We start from the raw sequence: 19,392 nt of genomic DNA on the forward strand, positions 1-19,392 counted from the left end.
AATGCTTATGAAACGCTATTGGTCGCGTCTGCTTGCCTTAGTTTTGGTTTTAGCCATTGGTTTAATTGGCTGTTCTAGTCCTGATAGTTTGTCGGGGGACTATCGTCAAGACACATTGACTGTAGTCAGTACCTTGAGAAAAGCCCTAGAAGTATCTGAAAGTTCACCAGATAGAGCAGAACTACAGGCAGATGCGCGTCAAAAAATAAACGATTTTTCTGCCCGCTATCAACGGGCTGGTTCGATTTCGGGTTTAAGTTCTTTTACAACCATGCGTACCGCCCTCAACTCTCTGGCGGGACACTACAGTTCTTACCCAAACCGTCCAGTTCCTCAAAAGCTGAAAACCCGTTTAGAACAGGAGTTCCAGCAAGTAGAGTCTGCATTAAAGCGTGGTGCTTAACTATTCCGTTATATTTTTTCAAAGTCAAGAGTCCAGAGTTATTACTTTGGACTCTTGATTTATTTATTTTTACCAAGTTATATCTGAGTTTAAAATTTTACCTTTGAGAAATACCTGTGGATATTACGGCATTGCTGAATAGAAGAACCTAAAAAAAATCTAGCAACAGTAATGGGGTTTTGGCAGTCTTCCAAATTAGGCTTCCAAGCCCTTATTTTTCGACTATAACAATTGATACACCCTAATACTCAATTCCTGTGAATTTGTACATCTACCTTGCAGGCATGTCTCACCGTCCCGCAAAACATTTCAAAGCAAAATTATTCTGGCAACGCTTGTTCGCTGTGATTTTTAGCAGTAGCCTGTTAATGCCTAACTTGATCAGCCAACCAGTACAAGCGCAAGTCAAACAAGATTGCCTGTTATCGACCACAGCAGCGCAAACAAAAGAAAAATTACGTTTGTTGGCACTAAAAGGCGATCGCGATTCCCAAAGCCGCTACCAGCAATTAATACGCCAACACGCCCAAGATTTAAAAGAATGTCGCAGTCGTAATTGGCCAAAAATTCAAGCTGTTTGGTTGCGTCTTTATCCCTGTGACATTCAACCAGGGACAATTGACCAAATTATGGATCGCATGGTCAATCGTGGCTATAACCAAATTTATGTAGAAACCTTTTATGATGGGCAAGTACTACTACCAGCAGCAGATAACCCCACAATTTGGCCTTCTGTAGTGCGTACACCTGGAACAGAAAAGATAGATTTACTCTCCATCGCCATTCAAAAAGGACGAGAACGGGGATTAAAGGTTTATTCTTGGATGTTTACTACCAATTTTGGCTTTACATACGCCCAACGTGCAGATCGAGAACCAGCGATCGCCCGGAATGGCAAAGGGCAAACCAGCTTATATGTTGTAGAGAACAGTTCGCAAGTATTTATTGACCCCTACAACATGCAGACCAAACGCGATTACTTCCAGATGGTGCAGCAAGTACTCCGCCGTCGCCCAGATGGTTTGCTATTTGATTATGTGCGTTATCCCAGACAAACAGGCACTAATTCAATTGCGACAAAAGTCACTGATTTATGGCTATTTACCCCAGCCACCCAAGAAGCTTTATTTCGTCGGGCGTTGAATTCCAAAGGGTTAGATTTAATGCGGCGGTTCCTCACTAAGGGATACGTCACCGTAGCAGATATCGATCAAGTCGATAAACTGTATCCCCAAGAAGGAGAACCAATGTGGCAAGGTAGGACTCCGCCACCACAGCAAAAGTCACTTTTACCAGCCGCAGACAGACAACCAACTTTGCAAGTTGAACTGTGGCAATTGATGGTTGCCCACGCTATGCAAGGCATCTTAGATTTTGTCGCTTTAGCCAGTTATCCAGCACAGCAAGTAGGCATTCCATCGGGAGTGGTATTTTTCCCAGATGGTAATCAAATGGTGGGACAAGGTTATGATTCCCGCTTGCAACCTTGGGATAGATTTCCGAGTAACTTGCAATGGCACGCTATGGCCTATGCAGTTTGTAGTGATGTTAGTTGTATTGCCGACCAAGTGCAACGGGTGATCAGTGTTGCCAAACCTGGGACACAAATTATTCCCGCCTTGGCAGGAGCATGGGGACAATCAACCACCACTCGCCCATCACTAGAAGCCCAAATGCAAGCATTACGCAAATTTGCGCCCCAACTAGCGGGAGTGAGTCATTTTGCTTATTCTTGGCAGTATCCTGAAAATGATAGCGATCGCAAATTCTGTCGCCTGCGTTAATCACAGAACGGACGCACAAAGATCATCAACTATCCCAGATGCTAGAATCACCCTAGCATCAACACTTCTACATCAGCCTGCATGGAAAAAGTCGAACTGCAACTTGATACTAAAACCCTAGAAAAAGCACTTGCCTTAGCACAATCCCATCATTGTGACTTGTCAGAATTGTTTGCATACGCAATTGAACACCTCACAGCAGCAGAACCAATATTGGTGTCATCAGAAAATTATCAAGAATTAATTAATCGAGTGAATGAATTGGAGGATATGCTATTAGGTCAAGCGGCTGAAGTAGCTCTGAATCAATCAACAATGGTTGGTACTGAGAATTTTACATCTGCACTGGAGCGTTTAGCGAATGGCGAGGCTTGATGGTTTAGCAACTGTTCTAGATTTTTTGAATGGTTTGCAGCCAAAAATAGCAGCGCAGATTGCGAAAAAAGTATTGGCTTTGAATATTGATCCTTTACCTGCTGATAGTCAGCAGCTATCTGGCTATCAAGGTTATTATCGAGTTGATAGTGGCGAATATCGCATTGTTTATCGTTTTTTTCCTGAAGAAGATTTAGTAGAAGTAATTTTATTGGGTAAACGCAATGATGATGATGTCTACAAAAAGTTAAAGCGTTTGTTAGGATAATTGCAGCGATCGCAAATTCTGCCGCCTGCGTTAAAAAAGCAGAGGGGAAGCAGAATTTATTCCCCTCAACTTCTAATTACGAATTACTTTGTCTCCATCCAATTATCTCCCGCACGCACATCCACCAGTAACGGCACACTCAAAGACACTGCACCTTCCATAACTGATTTAATTTGCGGTTGTAATTCTGACCATTCGTGAGGCGGAACTTCAAACACTAATTCATCGTGAACTTGCAATAATAAACGTGCCTGATATTGTTTTAAAATTTCATGCAACCTCACCATTGCAATTTTGATAATATCAGCACTGGAACCTTGAATGGGTGCATTGGCAGCCGAACGGAGTAACCCAGCATCGAAAGGGCCTAAATTTTTTAATTTACTCAAGTCAATATCTTCAGGGTTACTATTTTTTAACCTGCGTAAACTGTTATTAGTAAAATCAAAATAACGCCGACGACCGAGAATTGTTTCGACATAACCTTGAGCGATCGCTTGTTTTTTTACTCCCTCTAAATAGGCAAAAACTTGAGCATAACGTTCGTTAAATCGCTTAATAAATTCGTTAGCCACGTTTTTATCTATGCCTGTGGAACGCGAAAATTTCAGCGAACCCATACCATAAATTACGCCAAAGTTAATTGTTTTTGCTACTCTTCTTTCATCTGCGGAAACATCATCTTTTTCAAAGACTAATCGAGCCGTGACTGTGTGAATATCTTCATTTTGCTGATATGCTTGCACCAACAACGGTTCTTGGCTCAAATGTGCCAAAATTCTCAACTCAATTTGTGAGTAATCAGCAGCTACCATTAAGTGATTTTTTGCTGGTAAAAATGCTTTGCGAATTTGGCGACTAAAAGCTGTTCTAATTGGGATGTTTTGTAAATTTGGATTGGAAGAAGACAAACGCCCTGTTGATGTGGCGGCTTGGTTAAAATCAGTATGCACCCGATGAGTATCTGGCCGTACCAATGCGGGGAGTGCGTCTACATAAGTAGACTTTAATTTAGCTAAAGTACGGTACTCTATTATCGCCTCAACAAAACCAGTGTGATCAACTTCTAATAGCTTTTCTAAAGTCGCTGCATCAGTAGAATAGCCAGTTTGAATCTTGCGAGAATATTTAGTACTTAATCCTAATTTTTCAAACAATATCTGACTTAACTGTTTTGGAGAACCCAAATTGAATTTTTCTCCGGCTATTTTAGTTGCTTGTGCTTCTAACTTGGCTAAATCTATTTCTAACTGTTGTGATAGTTCTCGCAAATAAGCAGAATCAATGCTAACACCTGTGTATTCCATCTCTGCGAGAACTGTTTCTAATGGCTGTTCTACTTCGAGTAATAGTTGCGATAAAGCTGGAAACTTATCGAGTTCTTCGCGTAATTTTGGTACTAATTGCCATGTTGCATGAACTTGTAAACAACAATAATTGGCTACAGCCAAAATATCTATGTCAGCAATGGTTTTACCTTTGGGAACCAACTCGGCATAATTTTGGATAGATAAGCCTAAATATCGTAAAGCTAAATCAGTTAAGTTATGGCTAGTATCTGGATTCAAAACATAACTAGCCAGCATGGTGTCAAACACAATTCCCGCTAAGTTAATTCCTTGACAGCGAAAAACTAAGCGGTCAAATTTGCCATTTTGAAATGTTTTAGGATAATCAACACTTTCTAAAATTGGACGTAGCGCTGCAAGTGCTATTTCTTTATCTAGATTTTCGCCGTTTTTATGCGCTAGGGGAATATAAGCTGATTCATCTGGTTGGGTTCCCCAACAACAACCAATTCCAACTAAAGCCGCATCTCGTGGTTCTAAATCGCTGGTTTCTGTATCCCACGCTACTGGTTTTGCAGGGTCAGTAAATTGTTTTAATAAATTTACCAATTCGGTAAGTTTGGCTGGGGTATTGATGATTCGTGGTTGAATTTCCGAAACTGGTTGCTGTTGATATGCGGCTGTTTCAGCAGCAGTAAAAAATGATAAATCACTATCATCATCAGTAATTGGTGCTGCTGATGTTGTGGGAGTTTCTGGAACTACACCACCAAATTTCTGTTGAAGTTCGTTGATTTTCTTTAAAAAAGTACTGAATTCTAGTTTCTCTAAAATAGGAGTGAGGATACTTGTATCAAATCCAGTTAATTTGCAGTTTTCTAAGTTAACTTCGAGGGGAACTTCTGTGACTATTTGGGCTAAATATTGCGACTTTTTAGCATCTTCTTCACCTTCGATGAGTTTTTTCTGAGTTGCGCCTTTAATTTCAGCGAGTGCAGCGTAAATTTTCTCCAAAGAACCATAGGTACTCAGCAACTGAACTGCGGTTTTTTCGCCTATTCCCCTTACCCCAGGAATGTTATCTGATTTATCACCACACAAAGCTTTAAAATCGACAATTTGTGTAGGTAATACGCCTAATTTTTCTTGAACTTGGGCGGTACTAAATTCGGTAATACTATTTGTAGCGCGTTTTAGAGCATCGGGACTAAAATTTAAAACAGTAATTTCTTTGTCTGGGTCAATTAATTGAAATAAGTCGCGATCGCCTGTTAAAATTTTCACTTTATAGCCAGCCGCCGTCGCCTTTTGTGATAATGTTCCCAACACATCATCAGCTTCGTAACCAGGCGCAGTAAAAATCTTCAGGTTTAAACCGTCGAGTAACTCTTGCAAATTTTGCAAATCAGGCACAAAATCTTCTGGTGTTCCTGGACGGTCGGCTTTGTAAGTATCGTCAGCTTCGTGGCGGAAAGTTGGTAAACCCAAATCAAAGGCCACGGCCATTGCTTGTGGTTGTTGGGTCGCCATAACTTCCAACAAAGATTTGAGAAAACCAAAGCAGACACTCGTCGGTATCCCTGTTTTAGTCCGCAGTCCGCCATCTCTTCCTTTGGCGAAAGCGAAGTAAGAACGAAATGCTAAAGAATGTCCATCGACTAAGATGAACGTCGGGCGTTTAGTTAAAGAAGTAAAAGTTTCAGACATAGCAATATTGTAGCCAATAGCTTGTTAGATAGCGGTCATTCCTTTTATCTAGTTTTTAGTTGATTTAATTCTTTTTTTATTGCACCTATTTCTTCCCTTAATAAATTTAATTCTGTAGCCGTGAATCCTACTATTAACATAGCGATCAAAATAGTTGAAAATAAAACAATAATGGCTCTCCCTATGTATGCTAATTCAATTTCTCTGCTTTCTTTTATTTGACTTGCCCGTAAAAATTCCTCATCTTGCGAGTATGAATTTTTACTATTCATCCATTTCATAGCTTCCTTTAAAGCATTTCCCCGCAATAATCGTGAATCATCTTTTTTTCCTGAAGCCAACCAAGCACGTAAATTTTCAGAATAAGGTCGCAAATTTTCTAACTGTTTTTTAATCCAAGTTAAGTCAAAAATTTTCTTATAGATGGGATTATAAACTATTAAGTTATTCTGTTGTTTTGCAACTATACCCGAAAGTAGTAACTCACTCTGCGCTTGACTATTGTCTAGAGGAATCCCAAATTCTTGAGCTAATAAAACCTGTTGATATAATTCTAGTAAATAGATGGCACGTCGTTCACCAGATCTCGTAATTAGATTTTGGATAGTTATTAAATGCTGCGGTTTATCTTCACATTCCCAATTATCTATAATGCCGGATTTTACTACCTGCTCAACAGAGATATGTTTTCGTTTTTCGGCTACATCTAATACTTTTTGACAGATTTTTTGCGTCAAAAATGGCTGGCCTCGTGTCCAAAACCAAATCGACTGAATTACTGCTTGAGAATCAGAATATTTACTTTCTAATCCTTTCCTGAGTGGCTCCATTTCATCCAACTTGAAACCTTCCAGATCGATAGCCTTACCAATATTAAATGGTGTACGTTTTTTATTCTTTATTAAATCACTAGGTGAAGCCACTCCCGCCAAACAAAATGTAAGGCGATTATATTTAGGATTGTTAACACGTTTATTATAACAAAAACGAATGAATCCAAAAAATTCATCTGTTGAAAATTTTAAATCTAAAACACAATCAATCTCATCAATAAAAATTACTATATTTTGGGAAAATTCTGTAAGTAATATATCTTCTATAAACTTCGTCAATTGGTACAAACATGAGTGATTAATGTTTTGCTTCCACCAATCGTCAATCTCTATATCTAGACCGAATTTATCAACCATTTCACCAATCAAATCTAAATACCAACCTTCTTCAGTTGTATTATGACTGCTGAATCCAGACAAATCAATCTGTACACAGACTACGCCGTGCTGTAATAGTTCGACAACTGTTTTATTACACAAGCTTGACTTGCCAGATTGTCTAGTACTTAGCACATAGCAAAAATTTCCTTGCAAAAGATATTCCAACAAGTCCTTATCAGCTTTTCGTTTAACATAAGTACTATGATTTGCTTCTAGAGTTCCCGAAAAATAGTATTCATTCTCCATAAATCGCCTCTGTTTTTATTAGTTATTTACAGTTATTTGCCGATGTATAAATTTTGATAAAAAATTTATGATGAGCAATGAAGTAAAGTAACATTCTCAGTGGTGAGATTAATTTTCTTCATTGCATTTCATCTGTAATACTCTATCTATATATTACGGTGCGGTTTTATTTTTAACTATCGCACCTTTTTCCTAGGCCGCATCGGAATTAGAGTTAGATTAGTTCATGTTAGTATTTCATTGAAATACATATCATATAGCTTACAGCTAGGAATCCAAGCCTTTGATTCTGAATCAAATTTAATCAAACCCAAATTACGCAAGTATAATATAGTTTTCATGTCTAATGTGACATATTCTTGTTTAACTATTTTATGATATGCTGATTTGGCTGGCTCATTGTATTGTAAATATTGGTTTTGTTTGACTAGATGATGGTAAAAAATTCCTTGTTCTGTTGTGCTAATCTCCAATATTGTGTCTATGTCTATAGACATTTCTTCTTTTTTTAGAAATTGGAGAAACATGTTTGTTAGATAAGTATGTCCACCCAAAACTTCGGTAATTTTAACCGATTGAGCTTCTCCTAATTGTTCATTTAAGCCATATTGTTTGATCAGTTCTTTTACTTCCTGTTCATCAAACCATGTCAATGTAATGGCTTTACCAACATTAAAAGGCGAATGATTTGGGCTAACTTGTGGAGTCTCCATATCAGCATAAGTGAATATTATCCTCAGCTTCTTCCATACAAACTGATCTTTGCTTTGTTTTTTAGTAAATTCATGGAAAATTCGTAAAATTTTGCTAACCTCTTCATAAGTATTTAGGTGATTGAATAGCAGATGAAAATCATCTATAAGCAAAATTAAAGGAGTATTCAATTTTGGCAAGATATGCTTTTCAAAGAAACGACGGCATTTTGTATTTACACTAACACTGTGACACTGAGTTTTCCATTTTTCTTGGAAGTCAATATCCTCTAAGGCTAACGCTTCATTAATGCTTTGATAAATAGACTCAGTAAACCATTCTATGAAGCGGTCTACGTCAGCTATACATTGCTCATCTGCTTCGCCGAAATTTATTTTCACTGTTACATAACCTTCCTGATTAGTAAGCACTTGAGCTACTTGGTCTAGCACCCACGTTTTTCCCAACTTCTGTGATCCGCAAACATGAACCAACCCACCGGGCTGCATCATTACTTGAAGACATTCCTTTACCACTGGCCGATCAATAAAAACTTCCCCTTGGTCATTCATACGAGAGTTTGAGTAAATAGGATCTTTCGCTTGATCTACATAGTTCAACGATAATGCCTCACAAAGCTCTTGAAAATTCTTTTTGTCTACGGGTTTGCACTGTAGAAATCGGCAAACAATAGATTGAGATATATCTGATGCTGATGCCTTGCTTAAATCTATTGCTTTCCATCCTAACTGGTTCAATCGTGCTTTTACACGGTTCTTGCCCATTAGAGAAAGAGACAGCGATCTTGGTGTTCTATTTGAATCCATGTTCTTTGATGAATTGAAGATTTTTCCTGATTCCTAATAATAAAAAAGGTTTAATTTATATGCTTAATTTTCAATTATTTTGGCTTTAGTTCGCTTATCTGAAATTATCTGAAATTATCTGAAATTATCTGGAATTATCTGGAATTAATACTATTTAAAATTTTAGTCAAAACCAAAATCAAGGATTGAGAACTACTAGACTTTTTAGATTTATTATGTTTATTATTATTTGGGTAGAACTTGGTATTTTATCTAAAGTTCTAAAGCTTATAGGCATTACAAAGTAAAGCAAGGAGGACTTGTGGCAAGTTATCCGCAGCCAGAAGAAAATAGCGATATAGGGCTAAATACCTCAGAACTTAGTGCTATATTACGAGATTTTTCTCAGCATGTTGAATATATTACCTGTCTAGAAACATCTGGAAAAATAGCACCTATTGAGGCTTATCAACAAATTAAATCTCTTTGGCGAGTTGTGGTTTCATCTAGATATAAGTAAATATTTCAAGGTCACCAATCTTAGAAAAATTGGTTCAGGCTAATGTTTTTGGAGTTAGCATTTTAGCAAACAAAAAAGTAGCAACAATAGCGTAGATAATTCTGCTATTACTAGTATCTATTTGTTTGAAAGATTTCTTTTTGTTAATTAAACATAAAAGATATACTGGTGATAATTGCTACTACTATTCAGCTTTTAACAAATGGGTTGAATGGGAAAATCAACTTAGTACAATCAAGGAGTAATTAATTTATGGCGAACTATCTTCGAGCGATCGCTGTCCTAACTATATTTGGATTTGGCATTTTTACTGTTTCTCGCGCAGTTTCAGCTGATTTCAGCCGGTAACCCCAAAGATAATCTTCCTTATGTTGATTGTCCACAGTTTGATAATTCTTTTGTAGTACGATAGTACAATAGGCTATAAACAAGAATATTTAACTGCATCCAGACGCAGTTAAATATGTACCTCATCAGACCAGTAAAAGCAATAACAGTGTGGCAATAGATAATGTCACTTTCTCTAGAGTAAACTCTGTCAAATAATTTTAGATTTTAAATTTTAAATTTGTTCTACCCATTAGTGGAAGTCACTACTGTGAAAGGCTTCCTTGACTTAATGCAACTTTCATTAAGTAGAATTGAGGTATGAACCGAAATAATTTTTAATTTAAAATCTAAAATCTAACACTGGTGCGATCAAATCAATAAACCTCTTACATAAATTAGATTATCAACTGTTCAACAGGTAAATTTCTAGTTACTCTGCGCCACTGTTCGCGCAGCGTCTCCGATGAGGAGAAGTTTGCTCAAAGAAGAAACTTCTGTACGCAACTTCTCTCTGCGTGGAGCTTAAAATTCTGATTTTCAAATATTTATGTAAGAGGTCTAATACCTGGATTTTAAATAGGTATTGCTGAATCAGGGTATGAAATCTCATCTACTCAAATCTAAAACTCCTGATTATCTCTGATGAGGAGAAGTTTGCTCAACGAAGAAACTCCTACACGCAACTTTTTTCTGTGTGGGATAAATCATCCTGTATGTATGTAAGTCCTGATTTTGATTGATGTAGCTTACAGGTCTGAAATCAATGAAAATAACAGTAAAGAAATTAGCCATCGCACTTGGAATAGCGGTTTTGATGGTCAGTTGTAAAGTGTCATCTAAAGAACCATCTCAAGCGTTACCTACGTCATCGCCATCTCAAGCAAATGAACCTGGATGCCCTGCAAATGAACAAGCGGGATTAGCACATAAACGCAATACGAATATTTCTGATTGCAAAAATTAACCCCATCTGGTGTGCGAAGTGCTGCGGTTCGTACACCATTTGCCTTGAAAACTCTTGGGGTTTCATATTTCCTGTGCAGATATTTAAGTCTAGCATCGCAAACATACAGCAGGGAACAAGGTTGAAAGCCTCTTGGTATAGAGTTGTACCTCATTCGCCTGTAATCTCCTGTCAGTACACAGATTATACATACATCATAAAAAGTTTAATAGTTTTGCTTATTTTGCAGAAAGGTCAAAATACAGCCAACCGTAATGACGATTAGTGCTATTACTAAAGGAAGAAGATATTATGGTGAACTTTGATAGAAAGATTTTAGTAGGACGTTACAAAGTACTACAACAAATATCAAAAAAATTAGGGCGGAGAACACTTTTAGCTCGTGACTTAAAAACTCAAGAGCTAGTAGTACTAAAAATACTCACTTTTGACGATGGACTTGGATGGGCAAATTATAAACTATTTGAGCAAGAAGCGGCTACACTCCAAGCACTCTCTCACCCTGCAATTCCTCGCTACATTGACTACTTTGAGATAGATACATCTGACATACAAGGTTTTGTACTTGTACAAAGTTATATCCTAGCTCGATCTCTAGAAACACAAATTAGATTAGGGATTACTTTTAATGAAGTAGAAGTCAAGCAATTAGCAACAGCCGTACTAAAAATTCTCCAATATTTGCATGGGCGACAGCCATTTATAATTCACCGCGATATTAAGCCTAGTAATATTCCTTTGGTAAATAGCTCTGAAAAGAGTGTTGATAAGGTGTTCTTAGTTGATTTTGGCTCAGTCCAAATTGGTGCCATAAATAACAGTACCATGACGATTGTAGGCACCTATGGATATATTCCACCAGAACAATTCGGTGGGAACGTTACTCCTGCTTCTGACTTTTATAGTTTAGGCGCAACTTTAATTTATCTCGTAACAGGTCAGCATCCAGCAGATTTACCATCTGTGGGCTTGCGAATTCAATTTGAACACGCGGCTAATATTAACTATGGTTTTAGTAGTTGGCTGAAGAGGATGATAGAACCTATAGATAGCCAACGCTTCGCTAATGCAGAACAAGCATTGCAAAGCTTAGAACAAAGTGAAAATATAACTCATGCTTATAGACAAACAACTAATTCAAGATTTTCCCCCCACCCTGATAGCAAAGTAATTTTGAATAATAATGATAATTTTATCGAAATTATTATTCCTTCAAGAAGTTCTGGTACAGATATAATTGATCTTAGTTTTTGGCTTTCAATTATTATTGCATTTATACTATTGTTTTTAGGGTATAAAACAATTTTAAACTACACTATAGACATTTTAGATCCCAAGATATTTTTTTTGTATACTCATTTATCATCACATTCTTTTTATCAATTTTTGGTATCTTGAGTAAGAATATTTTTATTATTTTACTAGAGCTATTCGGTAAAATGCAATTATATATTAATGAAAAATATATTTATCAAACATTTAAGATATTAGGAATTAAAATTTATGGTAGGTATGGTTTTAAGAAAAATATTATTCAATTAGAATGTACAAAAGACAGAGACAATAAACATTGTTTAATAATTAGTTCAATAAACAGAAAATATAAAATTTTTACCAATGAATCTGAAATTTTTTCTGTTACTCTTTCAGAACTGAATTGGCTGGCGCATGAATTGAGTGATTGGTTGAAATTACCAATTTATAAGGAGTAAATTTCAGAAAACTATAAATTAGCACAAGATTAATCGCCGCTAGTTATAATCCAAATGATGAAAGCTCACAAATTACTTAGTGTGCTTTCAGCAAAAGAGCGTGAGAAGATCAAATAAAACCAAACTCCCCCTAAATTTGGGAGCCGGCTTGCGTAATCAAAGTATAAATTTCAGCTTGAATGTTTTAGGCGATCGCACACTGACCCTAAAATGGCATCTGGTGTTACTGGTGGCAGGGACATTACTTCCTGTTGTCTTTTTTGCTGTTGCTGTTGTCTACAAACTCTCTCTCAATGAGCGTGCAGCATCAGAACGCCGTTTGGTTCTAGCAGCACGTAACCTCACTCAAGATGTAGAGCGCGAAGTTTCCAGTACCACCAGGACACTCCAAGCACTGGCAGCCTCTGACCGACTCGACAACAATGAATTAAAAGCATTTTATAACGAAGCAAAGCGCACAGTCCAGACGCAGCCAACTTGGTTCAATGTGATTCTCCTCACCCCAGACGGACGACAACTGGTGAACACCTCTTATCCTTTTGGTGCGTCACTACCTTTGGTAAATGAACCGGAAAGTCTGCGCCGTGTAGTTAAAACACACCAACCCACTGTGGGTTATCTTGTCCTTGGAGGTGTCAAGCGGAAATTGGCATTCCCCATTCGTGTTCCCGTCATCCGCGATGGCAAGCTCAAGTATGTACTTAATGCCGTGATTACCCCGCAAGCACTCGCCAGTGTCATCAAAACCCAGACACCTGTTGATGGAGAATGGACACGTACTGTTGTTGACGGTCGCGGTATAGTTGTAGCCAGGACTCGCAGCCCTGGGCGCTTTGTGGGAAAGCCTAGTACACCATCTTTTGTAAAGCGAATCACCGCCACAACCGAGGGAGTTTACCGCGATACAACCTTAGAAGGAGCGCCAGTTTACCTTGCCTTCAAACGAGCCAGCTTCTTTGATTGGACAACCGCTGTTGTTGTACCGATTGAGATGATTGAAAATCCGACTCGCCGTGCTATGTGGCTTGTTATTGGCTCTGGCTTGGTGTTACTGGTCGTAAGTGGTGTAGGTGCCTTTATGCTCTCACACCGAATTTCTCAAGGCATCACAGAGGCTGCTGATGCCGCAGAAGCCTTGGCTCAAGGTGAATATCCCTGCATCAGTGCCTCAAGCATTCAGGAAGTAGCTTTGTTAGGCAAAGCTTTAGAAATGTCTGCTGACTTGCTGGCGCAGCGTCAGCGTGAGCGAGACGAACACTTAACCCAAGTCGAAGCAGCGCGGAATGAGGCAGAGACCGCTAATCGTCTCAAAGATGAGTTTTTAATTACTGTCTCCCATGAACTGAGAACCCCTCTCAACGCCATTTGTGGCTGGGCGCAGTTGCTCATTACCGGGAGACTTAACCCAGAAAAAACCCAACAGGCGATCGCTATTATCGAACGCAATGCCAAAATCCAGGCACAATTGGTAAATGACCTCCTCGATACATCGCGGATTATTATTGGCAAACTCCGCCTCGAACCACAGCCGCTAAATTTAGCTACTGTGATTGTCTGTGCGATCGATTCGGTGCGTCACGCCGCTGAAGTTAAAAACATCGATTTGCAGTTACAACTTGCCCAGGTTGATCTGGTATTGGGCGACCAAAATCGGCTGCAACAGGTTGTTTGGAACCTCCTCTCCAACGCTGTCAAATTCACACCCCAAGGTGGACGTATTGAAGTGCAACTTCAACAGACTAACTCCCAGGTGGAAATTATCGTGCGTGATACTGGTGTGGGCATCAAGACAGAATTTTTGCCACACGTCTTTGAACGTTTTCGTCAAGCTGATGGCTCAACTACAAGAGAGTTTGGCGGTTTAGGGCTAGGTTTAGCGATCGCCCGTCATTTAGTGGAAATACACGGCGGGACAATACAAGCTGATAGTGAAGGTCAAGGTAAGGGTGCAACTTTCACAATTAAACTGCCGATAATGGTTAATCAAGAGAACATCAGCACCGCACCAATAAAACCTGTAGAGCCAAAAAACTTACACAGACTGGAGGGTGTGCGAGTGCTGGTAGTGGATGACGAAACCGACGCTAGAGATATTATTTCCGCAGTACTTATACAGCAGGGAGCAGAAGTACGCACCTGTGGTTCAGCCGCCCAGGGGTTAAAAGAAGTGTTGGCGTGGAAGCCCACGGTAATTATTTCTGATATTGGTATGCCCCAAGAAGACGGCTATGATTTTATGCAAAAAGTTAGGCAGTGGGAAATGGAAGTAGGTGTTCATATTCCGGCTGTAGCGGTTACAGCCTTTACACGAGAAGAAGATCGGCTCAAAGCGATCGCCGCCGGTTATCAAACACACATACCCAAACCCATCGAACCAACACACTTAGCTACTGTGGTGGCCAGCCTAATATAGCAGGGGGCAGGGAGCAGGGGGCGGAAGAATTTTAGATTTTGGATTGCTGTTAGCGCAGCGTTAGCGAGTCCGCGAGGGTCTTTGAGATTAGAAAAATCTTTCAATCTAAAATCCAAAATTGATTCACTTAGTAAGCTAATCGTCATTTAAATTGCACTATTTTCATAGTAGTAAAAGCTGCAAAATCTCTCCCTTGCTCCCTGCCCCCTGCCCCCCTGCTGTCTCAATGTGCAAATTAAATGTTTAACAGCTTACTTCAAATCCGCCCCGTCAAAGCGGCAACTAAAACTATTAATTGTTGGGGTTCAATCGGTTTAGCTAGGTGCATTTGATATCCGGCGGCTAAAGCTTCGGTATATTCTGTATGACCAGCATAAGCTGTGAGGGCAGCGGCGGGAATTTGTCCACCGACGGCGGGACTCAGCGCCCTGACTTGCCGAATCAGTGTATAACCGTCTTCTCCTGGGAGACCGATATCAGACAACAGTGCATCATACCCCCTAGGATTGGCCATCAGAGTTGATAGTGCAGCGCTGGCTGAGGCGACTGCTGTGACATGAATTCCATATTCTTCTAAAATTAATTGAAATAACCGACGGATATCTGGTTCGTCGTCCACCACCAGTATCCGCATACCTACTAGGGAAGGAAGTTCATCAGTTGAGATTTCCGGCGGACTGTTTCTGGTGAAAAATGGCAACGTAGTAGATATATCCGAAGTTTCGTTTTGGTTATTTTGTAGTGGTAGCTTGACAATAAATGTTGCGCCTTGACCTTCTCCACGGCTGTGGGCTTCTACTGTACCGCCGTGGAGTTCTATCAAGTGATGCACAATCGAAAGTCCTAGTCCTAACCCAGCATTTGAGCGAGTTCTGCTACCATCAGCTTGACGGAAGCGTTCAAAAAGATAAGGGAGAAATTCAGGATTGATACCTTGACCTGTGTCGCTGACTTGAATTTGCGCTTGAAAAGCAGCGTATTTTAATTTGACATCAATTCTCCCTCCATTTGGGGTAAATTTAATGGCATTAGACAGTAAATTCCAGACAACTTGCTGTAAGCGAACTGGATCACCGACTATCGGTCTGCTGGAGGGAGCTAAACTCGTGTTGATTTGAATGTTTTTGGTTTCTGCGGCTAGACGAACAACGGCGATCGCATCTTCAATAATCGGCACAAGCTCAATAAATTGAGCTTCCATTCGCAGTCTACCTGAGCTAATACGGGAAATATCCAACAAATCACTAATCAGATGGGCTTGAGCCTGGGCGCTGCGTTCAATGGCTTCTAAACCCTGATTCACTGTCTCTTCATCCAATTGGTGAGTTCGCAGTAAGTTAGCCCAACCCAGCATCGCATTCAGGGGGTTTCGCAGTTCATGAGAAAGAATTGATAAAAATTCATCTTTGGCACGATTGGCTGTTTCGGATGTTTCACGGGCAGATTGTTCTTGAGCCAAAAGTTGAGTCCGTTCTATTTCTAACTGCTTTTGTTGAGTAATATCTTCAATGACTAAAAGGATCATTGGTGCATCGTGAATGTGCGTCAGTTTCCGCGCATTCAGCCGCATAATTTTCTGACCAATTTGCTCAAATATATGTTCAACTTCCATGTCTTGAAATTGGCTTTGGTGGGGCAGAACTTCTTCTAGGAGCGATCGCAATTGCGGGATATTCCACTGCCCATTGCCGATTTCATAAATCAAGCACTGTTCGGTTTCTGCTGGCAATACCTGAAATTTTTCGTAGAAAAACTGATTAGCGGTAATTACGCGTAAATCTGTATCTAACACTACCAAAGATTCTCGCACAGTGGCGACAATTGCTTCGGCGTAATCTCTGGCTGCTAAAATTTGCTTGGCGCTGCGTTTGAGTTCGTCAATATCCACCAAAACCACTACAGCACCGTCAATTTTGTTGTCTATTGTGCGATAGGGACGAATGCGTAAATCATACCAGTGTCCCTCTTGGTCTTGTACCTCTTGAGTTTTAAAGTTGAGTGTACGTATGACTTCGATAATCTGCTGTTCTAAGTCAGGAATATTTAAGTTGTGATTAATATCACTAAATGGTCGCCCGACATCCGAAGGAATCAGGTTAAAAATTCTTTCGGCTACAGGAGTAAAGCGACGAATGCGTAAATCGCCTCCCAGCATAATAATTGGCAGATTGATACTGCTGAGAAGATTCTGTAAATCGTTACTGACTTGAGTTGATTCGAGATTGCGGCGTTGCAGTTCGTCGTTAATTGTGTTTAATTCTTCATTAGTTGCCTGAATTTCTTCTTTAGCCGTTTCTAGTTCTTCATTGGTGCTTTGCAATTCTTCGTTACTAGAAAGAATTTCTTCGTTAGCGGCTCTCAAGTCTTGATTAGTCGCTTGTTGTTCTTCAATAATCGATTGTAAATATTCTTTTGTTGTGGCTAAATCTTGTTTGAGTTGGTTAATTTCCTTTTGATCATCGCTTGGTTTGCGTCCGCGATTGCGGGTGCGATTACTGGTGGCTGGGCTTGACTCTTCACCAGCTACACCTAACATAGAAGTGGCGATCGCGCTCATCTCTGCAAACATCACCAAAAAGTAGCGTCCTGTAACTACTACAGGCGCATCAAATGGGATCACATCAATTCTGAGCCGTTTGACTTGATCTGCGTCTTTAATTTGGATACCTTCTTTAGTCACCGCTATTCCGTGCTTTTTGGCTTGGTGGATAGCAGTGCGTAGTTCTAGCCGTAATTCTTCTTTAGCCATCTTCAGCAGATTAAAACTGGGTCTGCCTGATGGGATTTGCAGATAAGGATTAGTTTGTCCCCGAAATTGGACAACTTCTAGGTCATTGTCAATAATTACACCAACGGGAGCGTATTGGTTTAAGATAATCCCGTCAGCCACTTTTTGAATTTCTAAGTCATTCGCCATCTCTTCTCTGACTAGTGGCGGCTGATTGGTAGCCCCGATGGCATAATTATTGGTAACTAAATCAATCGTCGGCCGAGTAGCAGCCATTTTGCTAGAGTAAATTTTATACTTGCGGTCAATCAAAGCAAACAAGTTGTTAAACTCGCCGACGGTCTCTGATGTGCCTAGCATTAAAAAGCCTGTTGGCTTCAAACCATAGTGAAAAATGGGGAGGAGTTTCTTTTGAACACCAGAACCCAAATAAATCAGGACATTGCGACAGGTAATCAAATCTAGGCGCGAAAAAGGCGCATCAGCCATCAGGTTTTGTCTGGCAAAAACGCACACTTCTCGCACTGGCTTGCTAATTTGATAGCCGCCTTCTACAGGGACAAAAAAGCGCTGGAGGCGATCGGCTGAAACCTCGATTAATTGGTTATGCTTGTAAATACCGATTCTGGCTTTTTCAATGGCTATCTCATTAACATCAGTAGCAAACAGTTGGATAGGCCGATTAATTCCTTGATTGTGCAAATATTCCAGTAAGCAAATCGCAATTGAGTAGGCTTCTTCACCCGTGGAACATCCCGCCACCCAGATGCGAATGGCAGAATCACTTGGTTCTTTGGTAATAATCGGAAATACTTTGGTTTTTAAAGCTTCAAACGCTTCCGGATCGCGGAAGAAACTCGTCAGCGTAATTAGTACGTCGTAATACAAGGCTGTCACTTCTGCCGGATGATCCTGAAGATAACGTAGATAATCTTCTAATCTCTCTAACTTATATAAAATCATCCGCCGCAGAATGCGCCGCTTGAGAGTGGTTTGCTTGTAGTGGTTAAAATCAACCCCTGTAGCAGCTTTTAACAAACTAAAGATGGTGGAAAGAGCATTGCCATCTGTGGTGATAACTTCAGCCGATTTTTCGGAGATGGGATGGCTAACATAAGGATGATGACTGATTTTGGCTAATTCTTGAGCGATCGCTTGTGGTGTTAACACAAAGTCTACCTGACCAGAAGCCACCGCCGTATTCGGCATACTACTCACTTGTGCCGATTCTTCACATTGGGCAAAGGTAATTCCTCCCGCTTCCTTAATTGCTTCTAAACCCCTAGCACCATCAGCATCGCCCCCAGACAACACCACCCCAATAGCTTTGCTTCCCCGTTCTTGCGCCAAGGAAAAAAAGAACGTATCAACTGACATAACGTGACCGCGAATCTTTTGACGCGGACTCAGTTGTAGTTTTCCCTCCGAGATGGTCATCATGGCATTGGGGGGAATCACATAAACATGATTCGGTTCTATCACCATCTCATTTTCTGCTTGCAGTACCGGCATTTGAGTAGTTCGTGACAGAATCTCAACCAACATACTTTTTTGGTCGGGGCTTAAGTGCTGAATCAACACAAATCCCATACCAGTATCACTAGACAAATGGCTAAGTAATTGGGTAAATGCTTCTAAACCTCCGGCAGATGCACCAATCCCTACAATGGGAAATAATTCATTTTGATTTCCCTGATATTCTTGGTCAGGAGTAGAAGACTGAGGTTTTTTTGGCCGCCTAGGGTTCATGATCTATAAACGATGATGGGGTTGTTGCATGACCTGTAAATAAAATAAGCTGTTGCATCGCTTGACTTTAGCCTGCTAGAGATAGATATTATGCAGCTAAGATTTAGGAGCAAGTATGTCACAGTATGCACGCTCCTCATACTGCTAATTTCATTGCACTGTTTCTCACAGAGAAAGTTGGGTGAACTAAT

General features: G+C 39.9%; 13 protein-coding genes. 9 read left to right on the forward strand and 4 right to left on the reverse strand.

Features of this window, described 5'->3' with window-relative positions:
* The first annotated feature begins 7 nt into the window (after window positions 1–7).
* The 4 genes from psb27 to AC504W_RS13420 all read left to right on the forward strand — a co-directional run bounded on the left by psb27 (window position 8) and on the right by AC504W_RS13420 (window position 2,830).
* Window positions 8–403, forward strand: a complete 396-nt coding sequence (psb27, locus tag AC504W_RS13405; protein ID WP_494878238.1) for a photosystem II protein Psb27 — start codon at window positions 8–10, stop codon at window positions 401–403.
* A gap of 284 nt (window positions 404–687) precedes the next feature.
* The gene (locus AC504W_RS13410; protein WP_494879652.1) at window positions 688–2,187 is read left to right on the forward strand and encodes a family 10 glycosylhydrolase; all 1,500 of its coding nucleotides are present in this window, start codon (window positions 688–690) and stop codon (window positions 2,185–2,187) included.
* 81 nt (window positions 2,188–2,268) lie between these two features.
* On the forward strand, window positions 2,269–2,562 hold the full coding sequence (locus AC504W_RS13415) for a hypothetical protein (protein ID WP_096576907.1): 294 nt from the start codon (window positions 2,269–2,271) through the stop codon (window positions 2,560–2,562).
* On the forward strand, window positions 2,549–2,830 hold the full coding sequence (locus tag AC504W_RS13420; RefSeq protein WP_494878242.1) for a type II toxin-antitoxin system RelE family toxin: 282 nt from the start codon (window positions 2,549–2,551) through the stop codon (window positions 2,828–2,830). The genes AC504W_RS13415 and AC504W_RS13420 overlap by 14 nt, the downstream gene beginning before the upstream one ends.
* An 83-nt stretch (window positions 2,831–2,913) precedes the next feature.
* Here AC504W_RS13420 and polA read toward each other — a convergent pair whose 3' ends face one another.
* From polA to AC504W_RS13435, 3 genes are all read right to left on the reverse strand, one after another.
* Window positions 2,914–5,826: a DNA polymerase I gene (polA, locus tag AC504W_RS13425; RefSeq protein ID WP_494878244.1), complete on the reverse strand. Its 2,913-nt coding sequence runs from the start codon at window positions 5,824–5,826 to the stop codon at window positions 2,914–2,916.
* 44 nt (window positions 5,827–5,870) lie between these two features.
* The gene (locus tag AC504W_RS13430; protein ID WP_494878246.1) at window positions 5,871–7,286 is read right to left on the reverse strand and encodes an AAA-like domain-containing protein; all 1,416 of its coding nucleotides are present in this window, start codon (window positions 7,284–7,286) and stop codon (window positions 5,871–5,873) included.
* Window positions 7,287–7,510: 224 nt separating this feature from the next.
* The gene (locus tag AC504W_RS13435; RefSeq protein ID WP_494878248.1) at window positions 7,511–8,806 is read right to left on the reverse strand and encodes an AAA-like domain-containing protein; all 1,296 of its coding nucleotides are present in this window, start codon (window positions 8,804–8,806) and stop codon (window positions 7,511–7,513) included.
* Between the two features lie 301 nt (window positions 8,807–9,107).
* Between AC504W_RS13435 and AC504W_RS13440 the strand changes: the two genes are divergently transcribed.
* From AC504W_RS13440 to AC504W_RS13460, 5 genes are all read left to right on the forward strand, one after another.
* Window positions 9,108–9,305 carry a DUF7219 family protein gene (locus AC504W_RS13440; RefSeq protein WP_494878250.1) on the forward strand — a complete coding sequence of 66 codons (198 nt, stop codon included), beginning with the start codon at window positions 9,108–9,110 and terminating at the stop codon, window positions 9,303–9,305.
* A 1,093-nt stretch (window positions 9,306–10,398) separates the two neighbouring features.
* Window positions 10,399–10,599 (forward strand): hypothetical protein, encoded by a 201-nt coding sequence (locus tag AC504W_RS13445; protein WP_494878254.1) that lies wholly within the window; start codon window positions 10,399–10,401, stop codon window positions 10,597–10,599.
* Window positions 10,600–10,890: 291 nt separating this feature from the next.
* Window positions 10,891–11,997, forward strand: coding sequence for a serine/threonine protein kinase (locus AC504W_RS13450; protein ID WP_494878256.1), 1,107 nt, complete (start codon window positions 10,891–10,893; stop codon window positions 11,995–11,997).
* The gene (locus tag AC504W_RS13455; RefSeq protein ID WP_494878258.1) at window positions 11,994–12,311 is read left to right on the forward strand and encodes a hypothetical protein; all 318 of its coding nucleotides are present in this window, start codon (window positions 11,994–11,996) and stop codon (window positions 12,309–12,311) included. The genes AC504W_RS13450 and AC504W_RS13455 overlap by 4 nt, the downstream gene beginning before the upstream one ends.
* Window positions 12,312–12,411: 100 nt before the next feature.
* Complete coding sequence (locus AC504W_RS13460) at window positions 12,412–14,724, forward strand: hybrid sensor histidine kinase/response regulator (RefSeq protein WP_494878260.1); 2,313 nt, start codon at window positions 12,412–12,414, stop codon at window positions 14,722–14,724.
* A 256-nt stretch (window positions 14,725–14,980) separates the two neighbouring features.
* Here AC504W_RS13460 and AC504W_RS13465 read toward each other — a convergent pair whose 3' ends face one another.
* Window positions 14,981–19,201 carry a chemotaxis protein CheB gene (locus tag AC504W_RS13465; RefSeq protein WP_494878262.1) on the reverse strand — a complete coding sequence of 1,407 codons (4,221 nt, stop codon included), beginning with the start codon at window positions 19,199–19,201 and terminating at the stop codon, window positions 14,981–14,983.
* Between the last annotated feature and the right edge of the window lie 191 nt (window positions 19,202–19,392).

It is taken from the genome of Nostoc sp. C96 (assembly GCF_059384975.1).